Origin of the sequence: Curtobacterium sp. ME12 (assembly GCF_903970855.1) — a bacterium.
Classification (GTDB): domain Bacteria; phylum Actinomycetota; class Actinomycetes; order Actinomycetales; family Microbacteriaceae; genus Curtobacterium; species Curtobacterium poinsettiae_A.
In genome coordinates this window covers 1-16,104 of the sequence record NZ_CAJCKD010000024.1, presented here as the reverse complement: position 1 = coordinate 16,104, position 16,104 = coordinate 1, and the positions used below count along the sequence as shown (strand labels likewise).

The following is a 16,104-nucleotide window of genomic DNA, read 5'->3' as shown; positions in this document are numbered from 1 at the left end:
GCGGACCTGGGCGGTGTGCACAACCCCCTCGCACGGTCACTCCGGTGGCACTGCGCGTGCGCACCAGGCAAGTGAACTTGGGTGCGGCCGTCCAGTCGCACGGTACTCAGGAGGAAACCATGGCAGCAGTGTGCCAGGTGACCGGCGCCGTTCCCGGCTTCGGTCACAACATCTCGCACTCGCACCGCCGGACGAAGCGTCGCTTCGACCCGAACGTGCAGAAGAAGACGTACTACGTGCCCTCGCTTCGTCGTAACGTCACGCTCACGCTCAGCGCGAAGGGCATCAAGGTGATCGACGCACGTGGCATCGAGTCCGTCGTCAAGGATCTCCTCGCCCGTGGGGAGAAGATCTGATGGCGAAAAAGGGTCAGGACATCCGTCCGATCATCAAGCTCCGCTCGACGGCGGGCACCGGGTTCACCTACGTGACCAAGAAGAACCGTCGGAACAACCCCGACCGACTCGTGCTGAAGAAGTACGACCCGGTGATCCGCAAGCACGTCGACTTCCGTGAGGAGCGCTAAGCATGGCGAAGAAGAGCAAGATCGCGAAGAACAACCAGCGTGCCGTCATCATCGCGCGCTACGCCGAGCGTCGTCTCGAGCTGAAGAAGGCCCTCGTGGACCCGAACGGCACCGACGAGTCGCGTGAGGCCGCCCGCGTGGGCCTGCAGAAGCTGCCCCGCGACGCATCGCCCATCCGCTACCGCAACCGCGACGCCATCGACGGCCGCCCCCGTGGCCACCTCGGTGAGTTCGGCATCAGCCGTGTCCGTTTCCGTGACATGGCCCACCGCGGCGAGCTCCCCGGCATCACGAAGAGCTCCTGGTAAGCACTCGCAGTACACGACGCCCCGTCACCTCTTGGTGGCGGGGCGTTCGCTGTGTACGGGGTACATGCGAGCCGTCATTCGTCACATCTGCCCCTCCAGCACCCCCTCGGAGCCCCGACAACCCCGGAAATCCGGGCGAGTCGGCGGTTTTCACCCCCGGCGGCTGGTAGGTTCAACTCCGGTTCCGCCGGGCCCTCGGCCCACTGGCACCGTGGCACGGGGCACCCGCTCCGGGCGCCGGACGACACGTGCGTCCGACCGATACTGCAAGAAGTCCGAGGAGGACATCCATGGCTGACAAGTCACTGAACCGCACCGAGCTCGTCGCTGCCGTCGCCGCTGAGTCCGGCCAGAGCCAGGCCACCGTCAACGGCGTCGTCGACGCGCTCTTCAGCGTCGTCTCGTCGTCCGTCGCCGACGGCACGAAGGTCACGATCCCCGGTTGGATCGCCTTCGAGAAGACGCACCGCGCCGCCCGCACCGGCCGCAACCCGCAGACGGGTGACGCCATCGAGATCGCCGCGAGCGACTCGGTCAAGGTCAGCGCCGGCTCGAAGCTCAAGGCTGCGGTCAAGTAAGACCGTTCCGCGCATCGGGAGGGACGGCTTCGGCCGTCCCTTTCGTCGTTCCCAGGGCGCGTGCGTGGACGTGTGCTCGATCGGGCGCGCGTGGACGTGTGCTCGGTCGGGCGCGCGTTCGTTCGCCCGGTGCGCGCGTCCTGCCTGGAGGCCCGTGCCGGTTTGCACAGATCGGCTCGCCCCGTCCGTGGGCCGGGTGGGCACCGCCTAGGCTTGACGGGTGAATCGGATCGCGCGCATCGCCGGTCCCGCCGTGCTCCTGCTCGTCGGGTTCGTGGCGCTGCTCACGGCACTCGTCATCGGTGGGGGCGCGAACCCGGCACTCATCGCCGACCCGGGGCCCGTCGTGCGCTTCGGGCTGCCGATCGCCCGGCTCGTCGTCGACCTGTCCGCGGCCACCACGATCGGTGGGCTCGCCCTGGCGACCATCGGGCTCTCGCGTTCGGGCCCCGAGTGGAACCGCGCGCTCGACGTCGCCGCCGGGGCCAGTGGTGTCTGGACGGTCGCGTCGGCCGTCGCCACGTTCTGCACGTTCCTCAGCGTCGCCGGTTCGCGCATCAGCATCGACGAGCAGTTCGGGCAGTCGATGGGGGTCTTCCTCACCGGCACCGAACTCGGGCTCGCCTGGCTCGTGACCGTCCTCGTCGCCGCGGCCGTCACGGTGCTCTGCTTCGCCGTCCGTTCGCGGGGCATGGTCGCCCTGACCGCCGGCGTCTCGATGATCGGCCTCATCCCGCTCGCGCAGCAGGGCCACGCCGCCGGTACCGCCAGCCACGACGCCGCCGTGACGGCACTGGGGCTGCACCTCGTCGGTGCGGCGCTGTGGGTCGGTGGGCTCGTCATGCTCGTGCTGCTGCGCGGGGTGCTGCCCGGCGACCGGCTGGCCGCGGTCGTGGCCCGGTACTCGAGCATCGCCCTCGGCTGCTTCGTGCTCGTCGCCGTCTCGGGCACCGCGTCGGCGCAGATCCGCGTCGGGGCACTGTCGAACCTGTTCACCCCGTACGGCACGCTCGTCCTGGTGAAGATCGGCGCGATCGTCGCCATCGGGGTCCTCGGCGCGGTGCAGCGCCGTCGGGCCATCCGTGCGCTGACCACCTCGCCCGGTGGGCAGCGGCCCTTCTGGACCCTCATCGTCGTCGAGCTGGCGGTGATGGGTGTGGCGTCGGGGTTCGCGGCGGCGCTCGGGCGGACCGCCACCCCGGTCGACCAGATCGCCCTGAGCAAGACCACCGACCCGAGCCCGGCGGAGCTCCTGACCGATGACCTGCTGCCCCACGCGCCCGGTGCGTGGGGCTGGCTGACCCAGTGGAACATCGACCTGTTCTGGCTGATGGTCGCCGTGCTCCTCGCCGCGACGTACGTGGCCGGCGTCGTGCGCCTGCGGCGGAGCGGCGTGCGGTGGCCGGTGCGACGGTCGGTCGCCGCAGCCCTGGGGATCGTGTCCCTGGTGGTCGCGACCTCGGGCTCGCTGCACCAGTACGACCGGTTCCTCGTCTCGGCGAACGTCGGTGCCCACGTGCTGCTCGGCCTGGTGGTCCCCGCCCTGGTCTGGGCGGCAGCGCCCGTCGCCCTGATCCGCGCCGCCGTGCTCCCTCGGAGCGACGACAGCACGGGTGTGCGGGAGTGGACCGACGTCATCGTCGAGCACCCCTCCGTGCGGTACCTGGCCCAGCCGTTCCCCGCGTTCCTGCTCGCGGCGGCCCTGTGGTGGGCCTTCTTCGCCACCGACGCCGTCCGGTGGTCGGTGAGCGACCCAACCGGCCGCACCGTCAGCGACGCCGTGTTCCTGTTGGTCGGGCTGCTGGCCGTCCCGACGCTCTGCACACCGATCCCCGCCGGGCACCGCCGTCCCACCACGGCTGCCGCGGCCGTCCGGATCGTCGGGGCCGTGGTGATCGCCGCGGGCACCGTCTCGCTCGGCTTCGCGATGCGCGGGCCGCTCGGGCTGCTGCAGGCCTCGTGGTTCGGCGCGATGGGTCGGACGTGGGGGCCGGACCCGCTCGTCGACCAGGCACGGGCCGGGCTCGTGCTGATCGTCGCCGGGGTGCTGCTCCTGGTGACCGTGGTCGTGGTGGTGCTCGTGCGGCTGCGGCGTGACGGGGCAGACCCGGTCGACGCCGTTGACGCAGTGGCTGCCGGCGACGCAGCTGCGGCCGGTGCGACCGCCGCCGCCCCCGCTGCCCGGGCCGACCAGGACGACCTGGACTTCGACGACGGCAGCGACGACCTCGAACCCTTGCCCGGGGCGGACGTCCGATGAGCATCGAGCTGAGCGACGAACAGCGCGCCGTCTTCGAGTACATCGAGCACACCCGTGACCATGTGTTCATCACCGGCCGGGCCGGCACGGGCAAGTCCACGCTGCTCAACCACCTGTCGTGGAACACCGAGAAGCAGGTCGTCATCTGCGCCCCGACGGGGGTCGCTGCGCTCAACGTCGGCGGCCAGACGATCCACTCCCTGTTCCGGCTGCCGATCGGGCTCATCGCCGACGCCGAGCTGCGACAGGGCCCGGACACCCGCAAACTCCTCAACACGATCGACACCCTGGTCATCGACGAGGTCTCGATGGTCAACGCCGACCTGCTCGACGGCATGGACCGGTCGCTCCGCAAGGCCCGCGGTCGACAGTTCGAGCCGTTCGGCGGCGTCCAGGTCGTGATGTTCGGCGACCCGTACCAGCTGCCCCCGGTGCCGGGCGACGCCGACGAGCGCGCCTACTTCACCGACCACTACCGGTCGATGTGGTTCTTCGACGCCAAGGTGTGGCTCGAGGCCGAGCTCAACATCATCGAGCTCGCCACGGTGCACCGGCAGCGGGACGACGCCTTCGCCGCGATGCTCACCGCGGTTCGGCACGGTCGGGTCACCGCGGACATCGCCGAGCAGCTGAACACCGCCGGGGCCCGTCCGGCTCCGGACGACGCCATCACCCTCGCGACCCGCAACGACACGGTCGCCCGGATCAACAAGGCGGCCCTCGAGCGGCTGCCCGGCAAGGTGAAGACCGCCAAGGCCGACGTGAACGGCGACTTCGGCGGACGGAACTTCCCGGCCGACGAAGCCCTCGAGCTGAAGCCCGGTGCGCACGTGATGTTCCTGCGCAACGACGCCGACCAGCGCTGGGTGAACGGCACCCTGGGCATCGTGACGGCCATCCGCGACACGGTGTGGGTCGACGTCGACGGTGAGTCGTTCGAGGTCCAGCCGTCGGTGTGGGAGAAGTTCAAGTACTCGTACGACGCGGACAAGAAGGAACTCAAGAAGGACACCGTCGGGGAGTTCCAGCAGTTCCCGCTCCGGCTCGCCTGGGCAGTGACCATCCACAAGTCGCAGGGCAGCACCTACGACCGAGCCGTGGTCGACCTCGGCAACCGGGTGTTCAGCGCCGGCCAGACGTACGTGGCGCTGTCGCGGCTGACCTCGCTCGAGGGGCTCTTCCTCACCCGGCCGCTCCGGCCGCAGGACATCATCGTCGACCTGGACGTCCGGCGCTTCATGTCCGAGGCGCCCCGCATCGTCGCCACCGAGCTCGAGGCCCCGAAGAAGCAGTCCGGCGCCGACTCCGCCGCCGACTGACGCGTCCGACCTGCGGTTGGCCGACGCCGTCGTCCGAGCGGGTTCCACCCGTTCCGCGTGGCGCGGTTCGAGCGGTCACGACACCCCGTCGCCCCTGCCTCGAGCGGTCGCGACCTGTCGCTCCGAGGCGCCTCGGCCGACGGTTCGTGACCGGCCGGCGGACCTGAGCGGGGAGTCGTGACCGGCCGGCACCCGCCGGACCTGAGCGGGGAGTCGTGACCGGCCGGCGCCCGCCGGGCCCCCGCCGCCGCCCCACGCCCGCACACAACGACGACGCCCGCCTGCCGGAGCGGCAGACGGGCATCGGGAGTGCGAACGAGCGGGTGCGTCAGGCGCGCGCCGCACGCAGCGCGCGGAGGTTCTCCTTGTCGGCACCGATCGCGGTGAGGAGCAGGAGCACGCCGACGATCGCGTGGAACACGTTGTCCGTGGTGTTCAGGGCGAAGACGTTGGCCGAGGTGTCGACGAAGACGAAGCCGTACACCGCGAAGACGACGAGCAGGGCGCCGACGAGCAGGTTGCCGTTCCGCGATCCGATGGTGTTGCCGAGTCCGGTGATGAGCAGCACCACGGCGAGCAGCACCCACACCAGGCAGAGCGCCGGGTTCACGCCGAACGCGTTCCACAGCATGCCGCCCTGGCGGTTGAAGAAGCCCGGGTCGCCGTCGGCGGCGAAGAAGAAGCCGAGGACGCCCCAGAGTGCGAGGACGCTGCCGGCCGTGAGTGCGAGACCCCGGTTCGGCGAGGCGATGATGCCCGGTTCCTTGATGGCCACTTCGGTTTCCTCCTCGTACACTGCCGACGCGACGTGCGTCGGTCCCGCGTGGTGCGACGGCCCGGCGGGGATCACCGATCCCCTCGTCTCAGCGCGTGGTGCACGGCCGACGGGGGTGCGGCTCCCAGCCTCCGGCCGGTGCTCCAACGGTATCGTGTCGGGCCCCGACCGACCCAATCGCAGCGCCGCCGCCAGTCGTGCGACGAGCCCGACGACGACCACCCCGAGGAGGACCAGCCCGGTGACCTTGACACCCGAGCGCAGTGCATCCGAGTCGCGCGGACCGTGGGTCTCGCGGCGGGGGCGGTGGGCTGCGCTGGCGGCTCTGGGGTTCGTGATCGTGCCTCTCGTCTACGGGGTCGCGGTGCTGACCCCGGTCGGTCAGAAAGCGGAGGACGCCGCGCTCGGCGGGGTCCGGGAGTCCGACCTGTTCAGCTCGGACACTGCGCTCAACGTCATCTCGGTGCCGGTGATCCTGTTGCTCGTCGTCGTGATCGTCGCCGTGGCGTTCGCCAGACGGCGGCTCTCGGTGGGGCTCGGCGCGGGGGTCGTGGTGCTCGCGTCGGCGGCCACCTCGACGCTCGTCAAGCGTATCGCCGTGCGCCCGGAGATCGCTCAGTCGACGACGCCGAACTCCTTCCCCTCGGGGCACGCGACGATCGCGCTGGCGGCGCTGTTCGCCGTCCTGATGGTCACGCCTCGTCGGTTCCGCCCGCTGGTGACCATCGTCGGTGCCGGGTACGCGGTCTTCGTGGCGAACCAGACCGTGGTCTACGGCTGGCACCGGGTCAGCGACATCATCGGGGCCTGCGCGATCGCGATGTTCTGGCTCGGGATCGTCCGCGCGGTCGGACCACGGGTCGACCGGGGGCTCCGGGGCGACCGTGACGGCCGGCGGGGGCCGCGGCGGGTGGTGAGCGTCGTGCTCCTCGTCGCGACCGGGGTCACGCTGGCGATCGGTGTCGCGGCACTCGTGGTCGGCCTGACCGGCGACGGCGCGTACGACCACGCCGCGATCCTGGTGGCGGGGCGGTTGGCGTCCAGCGCGAGCGTCCTCGCGGTCGTGACGACGGTGTGGTTCCTCGACGGGATGCACCATGCCGCACGCACCGACCCGGCCACGCTGCCCGCCGTGGGCTGACCCGGGCAGCCGAGCCGGGCCTCCCGGCCGCCCACAGGGCTGACCGCCCGGTCGCACGACCGGCGCGAGCCTGGCGGGAATGCCCCGCCGTGCGCTACGTTGTACCGAGCAAGTCGATGCAAACGCATCGAAATCGCGAAAGGCGGCGCATCATGCAGTTCGGCATCTTCACGGTCAGTGACGTCACGACCGACCCCACGACCGGCACCACGCCGGACGACACCCAGCGCGTCCGCGACATCCTGACGATCGCCGAGCACGCCGACCAGGCCGGACTCGACGTCTTCGCGACCGGTGAGCACCACAACCCGCCGTTCGTGGCCTCGTCGCCGACGACGTTGCTCGCCTACCTGGCGGCGAAGACGAAGGACATCACCCTGTCCACGTCGACGACCCTGATCACCACGAACGACCCGGTGCGCATCGCCGAGGAGTACGCGATGCTCCAGGTGGTCTCCGACGGCCGCATGGACCTGATGATGGGTCGCGGCAACACCGGCCCGGTCTACCCGTGGTTCGGTCAGGACATCCGCCAGGGCGTCAACCTGGCGATCGAGAACTACGCGCTCGTCCGCCAGCTGTGGGAGAACGACGTCGTCAACTGGCAGGGCAAGTTCCGCACGCCGCTGCAGGGCTTCACCTCGACCCCGCGTCCGCTCGACGGGGTCCCGCCGTTCGTCTGGCACGGCTCGATCCGCACGCCGGAGATCGCCGAGCAGGCCGCCTACTACGGTGACGGCTTCTTCCACAACAACATCTTCTGGCCGATCCAGCACACCGAGCAGATGGTCGGCCTGTACCGTCAGCGCTTCGAGCACTACGGGCACGGCCGCGCCGACCAGGCGATCGTCGGGCTCGGCGGGCAGTTCTTCGCCCGGAAGAACTCGCAGGACGCGATCAACGAGTTCCGGCCCTACTTCGACAACGCCCCGGTCTACGGTCACGGCCCCTCGATGGAGGACTTCACCGCCCAGACCCCGCTCACCGTCGGCTCGCCGCAGCAGGTCATCGACCGGTACGCGGCGATGAAGGACCACGTCGGCCACTACCAGCGCCAGCTGTTCCTCATCGACCACGCCGGTCTGCCGCTCAAGACGGTGCTCGAGCAGATCGACATCCTGGCGACGGACATCGTGCCGGAGCTGCGCAAGCTGAACGACGAGGGTCGCCCCGCCGACGTGCCGTCGGACCCGCCGTCGCACGCGGCACGTGCCGCTGCCGCGATGGCGGCCGGCACGGTCGGCAGCGACCACGTCGCCGCCGAGGACGAGTGGACGGGCGCGTCCGTCTGACGCACGCTTCGTGAGCAGGAACGGTCGGGTCCCGTGAGGCGACCCGACCCCTGCTGCTCACCATGTGCGGTGGGCGTGACCGACGGACGGACGGGAGGCCCGGTGCCAGCTGGCACCGGGCCTCCCGTCCGTCTCGGCGCGCGTCCTCGGGCCCGCGTCGCGACAGCGACAGTCCTGCGGACGGCGCTCCCGTCAGCCCCGCGGAAGCGACAGGTGTTCGCCGATCATCCGCGGGATGCTGTCGCTCCCACGACATGGGCGGCGGCGGGTTCCGCGACGGGGCGGGCCGGCACGAGCTTGAGGCCGACGACGCACCCGACGATGCCGGCGATGAACAGCAGGCGCAGGACGGTGACGGGCTCCGCGCCGGTGGCCATGCCCCACAGCACCGTGAGGGCGGCGCCGGTTCCGGTCCACACCGCGTACGCCGTGCTGATCGGGATGTGCTTGAGGACGTAGCCGAACGCGACCAGGCTGATCACGATCGTGACGGCGAACACGATGGTCGGTCGGGGCTGGGTGAAACCGTCGCTCTCGCCGAGGGCGGTGGCCCAGACGGTCTCGAGCGCGGCGCTGACGAACAGGACGATCCACGCCACGTCAGCTCACCACCTTGAGGCCGATGACGCACGCCACCAGGCCGAAGACCAGGGCGAGGCGTGCGAAGGACGCGGCCTCCTGCCGGCGCAGGATCGCGACGACCACGGTCAGGGACGCCCCGATGCCGACCCAGACCGCGTAGGCGGTGCCGACCGGGATGCTCTTCATCGCGAACGCCAGCCCCACCATGCTCAAGGCCATCCCGGCGACGAACACGATCGAGGGGACGACCTTCTTGAAGCCGTTCGAGGCGCTGAGGGCGGTGGCCCACACGGCCTCGAGCACGCCGCTGAGCACGAGGATTGCCCACGCCATGACGATGTCCTTTCCTGCGGAGTTGTTCGAGGTCTTTGTCGTACGACTGTGCGACAACGACCTCGACGGTAGCACGAGTTCGTACGACTGTGCGAGTATGGCGTCGTGGCCAGGAGCATGGACGTCGACGAACGCCGCCGAACCGTGTCCGAGGCGGCGTGCCGGGTGCTCACCCGCGACGGGCTCGGAGCGCTGAGCGTGCGGAACGTCGCCGCCGAGGCGGGGCTGCCGCCGAGCACGGTCCGCTACACGTTCCCGACGCAGGCGAGCGTCCGCGAGCACACCATCGCCCTCGTGTTCGACCGGACGCGGGAGCGCATCGACGCCATCCCGGCTGACCTGACACCGACCCGACGGGCACGCCGGATCGTGCTCGAGCTGCTGCCCCTCGACGAGGAACGGGTCATCGAGCTCGAGGTCTACCTGGCACTCGGCAACGCCGCGCTCACCGACGTCGCGCTCCGGCCGACGCTCGACCGGACCGTCGCGGCGATGCGGACGTGGTGCGAGGAGGTCCTCGGGTTGCTCGGTGTGCCGGCGGACGACCGGGAGTACGAGGCCTGCCGTCTGCACGCGCTCCTGGACGGGCTCGCGATGCAGGTCGTCCGACTGGCCCCGGGGGAGTCCGGCGACTGGGCGATCGACGTGCTCGACCGACACCTGGACGGCGTCACCGCCGGCTGAGCGCACTGCTCCCTCGCACCGTGCGAGGGGGGGGTACGGGTCGTGCGAGGTTCCGTACTCGGTGTGAGGCTCGCGACCCTGCACCGAGTACAGAACCTCGCACCGAACGATCCATCGGCCGTCCCCTCGCACCGTGCGAGGGGACGCGCGCAGCCCCGGGTAGGACGCGTCACCTATCCTGTCCCGGTGACGACGACCACGCGGCCGCCGCAGCGCACCCGGAGCCTCACCGGCCCCGGCCTGGTGCTGCTCGCCGTCGTCGTCCTGCTGGGCATCCGGCTGTTCTCGCCGAGCATCGGGTCGACCAGGCTGCCGGACGTCGTGCAGGACTTCCTCACGCTGGCGATCAGCGTCGTCGTCGAGTCCCTGCCGTTCGTGGTGCTCGGCATCGTGCTGTCGATCGTCGTCGAGGTCTGGGTGCCGGTCGGCGCGCTCGAGAAGGTCCTGCCGCAGAACGCCTTCGGCCGGCGCGCCGTGATCTCCCTGATCGGCATGCTGTTCCCGGTGTGCGAGTGCGGCAACGTCCCGCTCGCCCGCGGCCTGATGATGCGCGGGTTCACGCCGGCCGAAGCCGTCACGTTCCTGGTCGCCGCCCCGATCCTCAACCCGCTCGTCATCATCAGCACCGCGCAGGCGTTCGGCTGGTCCGGGTGGATCCTGCCGGTACGCATCGTCGGCGGGTTCGTCATCGCGAACCTCGTCGGCTGGATCGTCGCCGCGCACCGCCGTCCGGCCGACCTGCTGCTCCCCGCCTTCGAGGCCCGCTGCCGTGCGGCCGTCGGAGCGCCCCGCGGCCTGCACCGCTGGCGGCAGAGCGCCGCGCAGTTCGGCGGCGAGACGGCGACGATGATGCCGGCGCTGTTCGTCGGCGCCGGCCTCGCCGCGGCGATCCAGGTCGCCGTGCCCCGTTCGACCCTGGTGGCCGTCGGCTCGAACCCCGTGCTGTCCGTCGCGGCGATGATGCTGCTGGCGATGACGGTGTCGCTCTGCTCGAACGTCGACGCCTTCTTCGCGCTGTCGTTCGCGTCGACGTTCCTGCCGGGGTCGATCACGGCCTTCCTGATCATCGGGCCGATCATCGACGTCAAGATGATCGCCCTGCTGCGCACGACGTTCCGGGTCCGCTTCCTGGTGCTGCTGTCCGTCGTGTGCGTCCTGTTCGCCGGAGCCGTCGGGTTGGTGATGAATGTCCTCGTCTGATGCAGGCAGCAACGCGGCCGCCTACCTGGGTCTCGGGTCGGTGCTGGCCGCGGCCCTCTGCACCCTGTGGCTCGCGCTGGTCGGGCACCTCGACCTGTACATCAACCCGCGCTACTCGGTGTTCACGGTCGTGCTCGCCGCCGTCGGTGTGCCCGCGTCGATCGCCGGGCTGGTGGCCACGGCCCGCGGGTACGGCCACACGCACGGCGACGAAGCGGACGAACACCACGCCGACGAGCACGACGCCGACGGCGATGCCCACCGGCACGACGCCGAAGCCCACGCCGACGCCCACCGGCCGCGCCCCGGGCGCGGTCGCGTCGTCCGCCTCGCCCTCGGCGGAGCCGCCGGCGTCGTCACGATCGGTGTCACCGTCGCGATGCTCGTCCTGCCCCCGACGACCCTGTCCGCCCGGACCGCGCAACAGCGGAGCGTGGACTCCGCGACCCTGTCCAACGCGACCGGCTCGGAGTCGGCGGTGCAGCTGCTCGGCAGCGAGGGCGTCGACACGTCGGAGTACGGCGTCAAGGACTGGGCCGCACTGATCCGGCAGACCACCGACACCACGGCCCTGGTCGGCAAGCAGGTCGAACTGACCGGCTTCGTGGTGCCGGGCGACGACGGGTCCTTCACCCTCACCCGCTTCGTGATCAGCTGCTGCGCCGTGGACGCGCAACCGGTCGGCCTCGGTGTCGTCACCGGCGACGGCGACGGGACCGTCCCCGACGAGGGGCAGTGGGTCACCGTCCGCGGAGCCCTGGCCGCCAACCCGGACCAGTCCGCCGACGCCCGCATCGTCGTCAAGGCCGCGGAGATCACCGACATCGCGCAGCCCGAGGACCCGTATGAGTTCTGAGCGTCACGGTGACCAGCGCCCCGGTGACCAGCTCCGCGGAGGTCAGCTCCGCGAGCGCCGCCCCGTCGCACTCCGCTTCCACCGCCGGTACGTCGCCGTCGTGGTCGTCCTCGCCGTGGTCGCCGCGCTCGCCGCGGTCGTCGGCTCGCAGCAGGGTCCGCGGCTCCGCGACGTGTCCTACGACGCGACCGGGCTCGTCACCAGGCCGGCGCAGCGGGTCATCCTGACGGCGAACCAGGCGCTGCAGAAGGTCGACGCCGCCGACGTCCGGGTCAGCCCGGCCGCGGCGCACACCGTGACCTCGAGCGGCAACACGATCGCGGTCGAGTTCGCCGGGCCCCTGGCCTACGACCGCGAGTACACCGTGACGGTCGCGGGCGTGCGGGCACCCGGGCAGCGCGCCACGTCCGACCTGACGGCGGCGATCCGCACCGGCAGCACCGACGTGCTCGCGCTCGTGCCCGGGCAGGCCGGGGCGAAGGACCGCATCGTCCGGCGATCCCTCGACGCCGGCGGTGCCACGACGGTCTACGAGGGCACCGCGATCTCCGAGTACGCCCGGCTCGGCCGCTCCCTCGTGGTCGTGAGCGGCACGGACGCGAGCTCGTCCGTGGACATCGTGGCGCTGAGCGGTGGCGTGCAGGACGCCGATGCCCCCGTCGAACACCTCACCCTGCCGACCGCCGAGGGCCGCGTCACGGCGCTCCACGTCGCCGACGACGGCGCCTCGTTCGGGTTCGAGTACGCCGACACCTCGACCGGGCAGTCCCGGAACACCGGTCTGTACGTGGTCGACATGACCGGTACCCACCTGCCCACGGCGATCGCGGCGAACGGCAAGCCGAAGACGGGGGCCGTGCCGATGACGGTCGGGCAGTGGGCGTACGTACCGCGCACCGAGAGCGCGCTGGTCCGGACGGGCAGCGACGACCTGGTGCTCGTCGAAATGAGCGGGCGGGCCGACCCGGTCCGGCTCGGCAGCGCCACCTACCTGCACGGCTTCGTCGGTACCGGCACCACGGCCGTCGTCGAGACGGGCACCGGCATCGAGCGGCTGGACCTGACCGACGGGTCGAAGTCGGCGCTGCAGGCGCCCGCCGCGAGCACCGATGCGGCCGTCCTCGGCCGCATCGCCCAGCTGTCCGACGACACGTACCTGCGGGTGCTGGGGGACGTGCGGTCGGACGGCACCATCGCTGCACGGATCGTGCGCGTGGACGGGGGACGGGCCTCCCGGCTGCCGGTGACGATCCCGGACGACGCGAGCGTCACCGCGGTCTGCCCGTCCCCGAACAGCCAGTTCGTCGCGGTCGCGACGAAGTCGGCGGCCGGCGAGCTCGTGAGCATCGTCGACGCGGCCTCCGGCGCGCTCGAGGCGAGCATCGACGCGGGCTCCGTCGACTGGTGCGGCGCGCTGCCGTCCGGTGACGAGGTCGGCTGACGGCCCGGTCACGACAGACGGGCGCGCCCCGCTCCGTGGCAACGCGAAGCGTTGCGCGGGGCGCGCCGACCGAGCCTGCGAGGGAGGCCCGTTGCCAGCCGGCAACGGGCCTCCCGTCGATCAGGTGGTGACGACTACGCCAGCGTGGCCGCGTCGATCACGAAGCGGTAGCGCACGTCCGAGGACAGCACGCGCTCGTAGGCCTCGTTGATCTGGTCGGCGCTGATGAGCTCGGTCTCCGGCAGGATCCCGTGCTCGGCGCAGAAGTCGAGCATCTCCTGGGTCTCCTGGATGCCGCCGATGGCGGAGCCAGCCCAGCTGAGCCGACGCGGGATGAGCGCGAAGGCCGGGACCTCGAGCGGCTCGGACGGAGCGCCCACGTTGACGAGCGTGCCGTCGACCTTGAGCAGGCCGAGGTAGGCGCCCATCGGGATCTTCGCCGAGACGGTGTTGATGATGAGCTCGAAGGAGTTCGCGAGCTTCTCGAACGTCTCCGGGTCCTTCGTCGCGTAGTGGGCCTTCGCGCCGTAGCGGAGCGAGTCCTCCTGCTTCGAGGTGGTCTGCGACAGGACGGTGACCTCGGCGCCGAGTGCGACGGCGATCTTGACGGCCATGTGGCCGAGCCCGCCCATGCCGACGACGGCGACCTTGGTGCCGGGGCCGGCGTTCCAGTGGTGCAGCGGCGAGTAGGTGGTGATGCCGGCGCAGAGCAGCGGCGCGACCTTCTCGATGTCGAGCGACTCGGGGACCCGGAGGACGAAGTCCTCGTTCACCACGACGGCCTGCGAGTAGCCGCCCTGGGTGATCGAGCCGTCGGCCGGGTCGACGCCCGCGTAGGTCTGGATGTTGCCCTTGAGGCAGTACTGCTCCTGGCCGGCGACGCAGTTCTCGCACTCGCCGCAGGAGTTCACCATGCAGCCGACGCCGACGCGGTCGCCGACCTGGTGCTTGGTGACGTTCTCACCGACGGCGGAGACGTGTCCGACGATCTCGTGGCCGACGACCTGCGGGTACTGGATGGGGCCCCACTCGCCGCGGACGGTGTGGATGTCCGAGTGGCAGATGCCGGCGTAGGCGATGTCGATCTCGACGTCGTTCGGGCCGACGTCACGACGGGTGATGGTGGTCTTGACGAGCGGCTCGGTCGCTGACGGTGCCGCGTACGCGTTGACGGTGCGCAATGATCTCCTCGTGGGGTGGTTCGTCGCGGGCCGGTTCCGGCCCGGAACCAGTCTGCGCGCAGGCGAGGCCGGGTGGGAGGTACAACCAGGACACCCCTGTGCCCGCGGACGGGCGCGTCGCGGCGGCTGCCCGGCGCGTCGGCGCGGCACTGCGCCGCCGCGTTGCTCGCGTCGTCCTGTTCGCTCAGACGAGCCGGGCCAACCGCTGTCCCGCGATCGTCGCGAAGCGCAGCGGGTCGGCGAGGGCGTCGTCGGGCTCGCCGGTGGTCTGCGTCGCGAGCACGGTGAGCGATGCGGCGGCTGCGTAGTCGTCGAGCGGGGCCTCGATCGCGCCGGCGACGAGCATCGAACGGGCACCGGGAGCGTGCGCCGCGGTCAGGTCGCGGACCACCGAGGGCACCTTGCCGACGGCGCTCTGCCCGTCGAAGCACCCTTCGCCGCTGATCACCACATCGGCTCCGTCGAGCAGTGCCGGGAGCCCGAGGACCTCGGCGACGGCCGCGGCCCCGCCGGCGAGCGTGGCGCCCCACACCAGCAGACCGAACCCGACACCGCCGGCGGCTCCGGCGCCCGGGGTGTCCGGGTCGACGTCGGGGAAACGCGCGGCCCAGGTGGCGAGCCGGTCGTCGACGGACGCCACCCGGTCGGGCGTGATGCCCTTCTGCGGGCCGAAGACAGCGGCGGCACCGGTCGGACCGAGCAGTGGAGAGGTCACGTCGGTGAGCACGGTGACACCGAGCGGGGGGAGCGCGCGGAGGCCGCCGGTGCCGGCTCCCTCGCTGTCGAGTCCGAGCGCCTCGAGCACCGGACGCCCGCCGTCGGTGGACGCGCTGCCCCCGATGCCGAGCACGAGCCCCGTCGCACCGGCGTCGAGCGCGGCGGCGATCGCTTCGCCGAACCCGCGGCTCGTCGCCGTGTCCGGCATCGGTGCGTCGAGCAGGGGGAGGCCGCTCGTCGCCGCGAGCTCCACGACCGCGCGGCCGTCGGGCAGCCGCAGCCAGTGGGTGTCGACCGGCGTGCCGCCCGGTCCGGTGACGGTGACGGGGACCCGGACGGCTCCGGGGACGGCGGTCGCGAAGGCGTCGAGCGTGCCCTCGCCGCCGTCGGCCATCGGGACGAGCACCACGTCGTCGTCGGGCCGCTCGGTCAGCCAGCCGTCACGGACCGCCGCAGCGATCGACGCCGCCGTCGCGGTGCCCTTGAACGAGTCCGGAGCCACGATGATGCGCACGGCTCCCACCGTAGCGGCCCGTCGCGAGACGCCGGCGTGCGGTGGACCCGTCGGTGCGTCAGGTCGCGGGCACCGGCTCCGGCAGGGCGAAGCGCGGGTGCGGCACCCCGCCCGTCGCGAGGTCCGCGAGCAGCTCGCCGAGCAGCGGCGCGAACTTGAAGCCGTGCCCGGAGAACCCCGTCGCCACGTTCAGCGGCCCGACCCGGTCGATGACGAAGTCCTCGTCGGGGGAGTTGTCGTACAGGCAGCTGATGAACAGCTCGGAAGCGCGTCGTGTAGGGAAAGAGAGACTTCGCCGGTGCATTCGTCGGTTGTCGCAACATCATAATAACCACACAATCAGTAAGTCACTACACTGACGGAACACAATGACGTATGTGAGTACGATCAACAGTAC

General features: G+C 71.2%; 18 protein-coding genes. 12 read left to right on the top strand and 6 right to left on the bottom strand.

Annotation, left to right across the window (positions count from 1 at the left end):
• The first annotated feature begins 119 nt into the window (after positions 1 to 119).
• The 6 genes from rpmB to H7A73_RS12210 all read left to right on the top strand — a co-directional run bounded on the left by rpmB (position 120) and on the right by H7A73_RS12210 (position 4,991).
• Positions 120 to 356, top strand: coding sequence for a 50S ribosomal protein L28 (rpmB, locus tag H7A73_RS12235; RefSeq protein WP_027464952.1), 237 nt, complete (start codon positions 120 to 122; stop codon positions 354 to 356).
• Positions 356 to 526: a 50S ribosomal protein L33 gene (gene rpmG / locus H7A73_RS12230; RefSeq protein WP_017886456.1), complete on the top strand. Its 171-nt coding sequence runs from the start codon at positions 356 to 358 to the stop codon at positions 524 to 526. Before rpmB ends, rpmG begins: the two co-directional genes overlap by 1 nt.
• Before the next feature lie 2 nt (positions 527 to 528).
• On the top strand, positions 529 to 834 hold the full coding sequence (gene rpsN, locus H7A73_RS12225; protein WP_017886455.1) for a 30S ribosomal protein S14: 306 nt from the start codon (positions 529 to 531) through the stop codon (positions 832 to 834).
• Positions 835 to 1,124: 290 nt separating this feature from the next.
• Positions 1,125 to 1,412: an HU family DNA-binding protein gene (locus tag H7A73_RS12220; protein ID WP_017886454.1), complete on the top strand. Its 288-nt coding sequence runs from the start codon at positions 1,125 to 1,127 to the stop codon at positions 1,410 to 1,412.
• A 220-nt stretch (positions 1,413 to 1,632) separates the two neighbouring features.
• Positions 1,633 to 3,672, top strand: a complete 2,040-nt coding sequence (locus H7A73_RS12215) for a cytochrome c oxidase assembly protein (RefSeq protein ID WP_182066204.1) — start codon at positions 1,633 to 1,635, stop codon at positions 3,670 to 3,672.
• The gene (locus tag H7A73_RS12210; RefSeq protein WP_182066203.1) at positions 3,669 to 4,991 is read left to right on the top strand and encodes an ATP-dependent RecD-like DNA helicase; all 1,323 of its coding nucleotides are present in this window, start codon (positions 3,669 to 3,671) and stop codon (positions 4,989 to 4,991) included. Before H7A73_RS12215 ends, H7A73_RS12210 begins: the two co-directional genes overlap by 4 nt.
• Positions 4,992 to 5,319: 328 nt before the next feature.
• Here the strand turns inward: H7A73_RS12210 and H7A73_RS12205 are convergent, their stop codons facing one another.
• The gene (locus tag H7A73_RS12205) at positions 5,320 to 5,766 is read right to left on the bottom strand and encodes a DUF4383 domain-containing protein (RefSeq protein WP_182066202.1); all 447 of its coding nucleotides are present in this window, start codon (positions 5,764 to 5,766) and stop codon (positions 5,320 to 5,322) included.
• A gap of 241 nt (positions 5,767 to 6,007) precedes the next feature.
• Between H7A73_RS12205 and H7A73_RS12200 the strand changes: the two genes are divergently transcribed.
• Both H7A73_RS12200 and H7A73_RS12195 read left to right on the top strand, forming a co-directional pair.
• Complete coding sequence (locus tag H7A73_RS12200) at positions 6,008 to 6,907, top strand: phosphatase PAP2 family protein (RefSeq protein WP_182066201.1); 900 nt, start codon at positions 6,008 to 6,010, stop codon at positions 6,905 to 6,907.
• A 152-nt stretch (positions 6,908 to 7,059) separates the two neighbouring features.
• Complete coding sequence (locus tag H7A73_RS12195; RefSeq protein WP_027464948.1) at positions 7,060 to 8,199, top strand: CE1758 family FMN-dependent luciferase-like monooxygenase; 1,140 nt, start codon at positions 7,060 to 7,062, stop codon at positions 8,197 to 8,199.
• Between the two features lie 224 nt (positions 8,200 to 8,423).
• Here H7A73_RS12195 and H7A73_RS12190 read toward each other — a convergent pair whose 3' ends face one another.
• Both H7A73_RS12190 and H7A73_RS12185 read right to left on the bottom strand, forming a co-directional pair.
• Positions 8,424 to 8,798, bottom strand: coding sequence for a DMT family transporter (locus H7A73_RS12190; RefSeq protein ID WP_182066200.1), 375 nt, complete (start codon positions 8,796 to 8,798; stop codon positions 8,424 to 8,426).
• A gap of 1 nt (position 8,799) precedes the next feature.
• Positions 8,800 to 9,114, bottom strand: coding sequence for a DMT family transporter (locus H7A73_RS12185; protein ID WP_182066199.1), 315 nt, complete (start codon positions 9,112 to 9,114; stop codon positions 8,800 to 8,802).
• A 105-nt stretch (positions 9,115 to 9,219) separates the two neighbouring features.
• Here H7A73_RS12185 and H7A73_RS12180 point away from each other — a divergent pair, with 105 nt between their 5' ends.
• From H7A73_RS12180 to H7A73_RS12165, 4 genes are all read left to right on the top strand, one after another.
• Positions 9,220 to 9,798: a TetR/AcrR family transcriptional regulator gene (locus H7A73_RS12180; protein WP_259362869.1), complete on the top strand. Its 579-nt coding sequence runs from the start codon at positions 9,220 to 9,222 to the stop codon at positions 9,796 to 9,798.
• Between the two features lie 186 nt (positions 9,799 to 9,984).
• Positions 9,985 to 10,998 carry a permease gene (locus H7A73_RS12175; RefSeq protein ID WP_182066198.1) on the top strand — a complete coding sequence of 338 codons (1,014 nt, stop codon included), beginning with the start codon at positions 9,985 to 9,987 and terminating at the stop codon, positions 10,996 to 10,998.
• Positions 10,985 to 11,854, top strand: coding sequence for a TIGR03943 family putative permease subunit (locus tag H7A73_RS12170; RefSeq protein WP_182066197.1), 870 nt, complete (start codon positions 10,985 to 10,987; stop codon positions 11,852 to 11,854). The genes H7A73_RS12175 and H7A73_RS12170 overlap by 14 nt, the downstream gene beginning before the upstream one ends.
• A complete protein-coding gene (locus H7A73_RS12165) occupies positions 11,844 to 13,295 on the top strand; it encodes a hypothetical protein (RefSeq protein ID WP_182066196.1) in 1,452 nt (483 codons plus the stop codon). The genes H7A73_RS12170 and H7A73_RS12165 overlap by 11 nt, the downstream gene beginning before the upstream one ends.
• Before the next feature lie 134 nt (positions 13,296 to 13,429).
• On the opposite strand, the gene H7A73_RS12160 is transcribed toward H7A73_RS12165, so the two are convergent.
• From H7A73_RS12160 to H7A73_RS12150, 3 genes are all read right to left on the bottom strand, one after another.
• Complete coding sequence (locus H7A73_RS12160) at positions 13,430 to 14,476, bottom strand: NAD(P)-dependent alcohol dehydrogenase (RefSeq protein WP_182066195.1); 1,047 nt, start codon at positions 14,474 to 14,476, stop codon at positions 13,430 to 13,432.
• Between the two features lie 184 nt (positions 14,477 to 14,660).
• On the bottom strand, positions 14,661 to 15,707 hold the full coding sequence (locus H7A73_RS12155) for a glycerate kinase (protein WP_182066194.1): 1,047 nt from the start codon (positions 15,705 to 15,707) through the stop codon (positions 14,661 to 14,663).
• 58 nt (positions 15,708 to 15,765) lie between these two features.
• A complete protein-coding gene (locus H7A73_RS12150) occupies positions 15,766 to 16,011 on the bottom strand; it encodes an FAD-dependent oxidoreductase (RefSeq protein WP_259362868.1) in 246 nt (81 codons plus the stop codon).
• Positions 16,012 to 16,104: the final 93 nt, after the last annotated feature.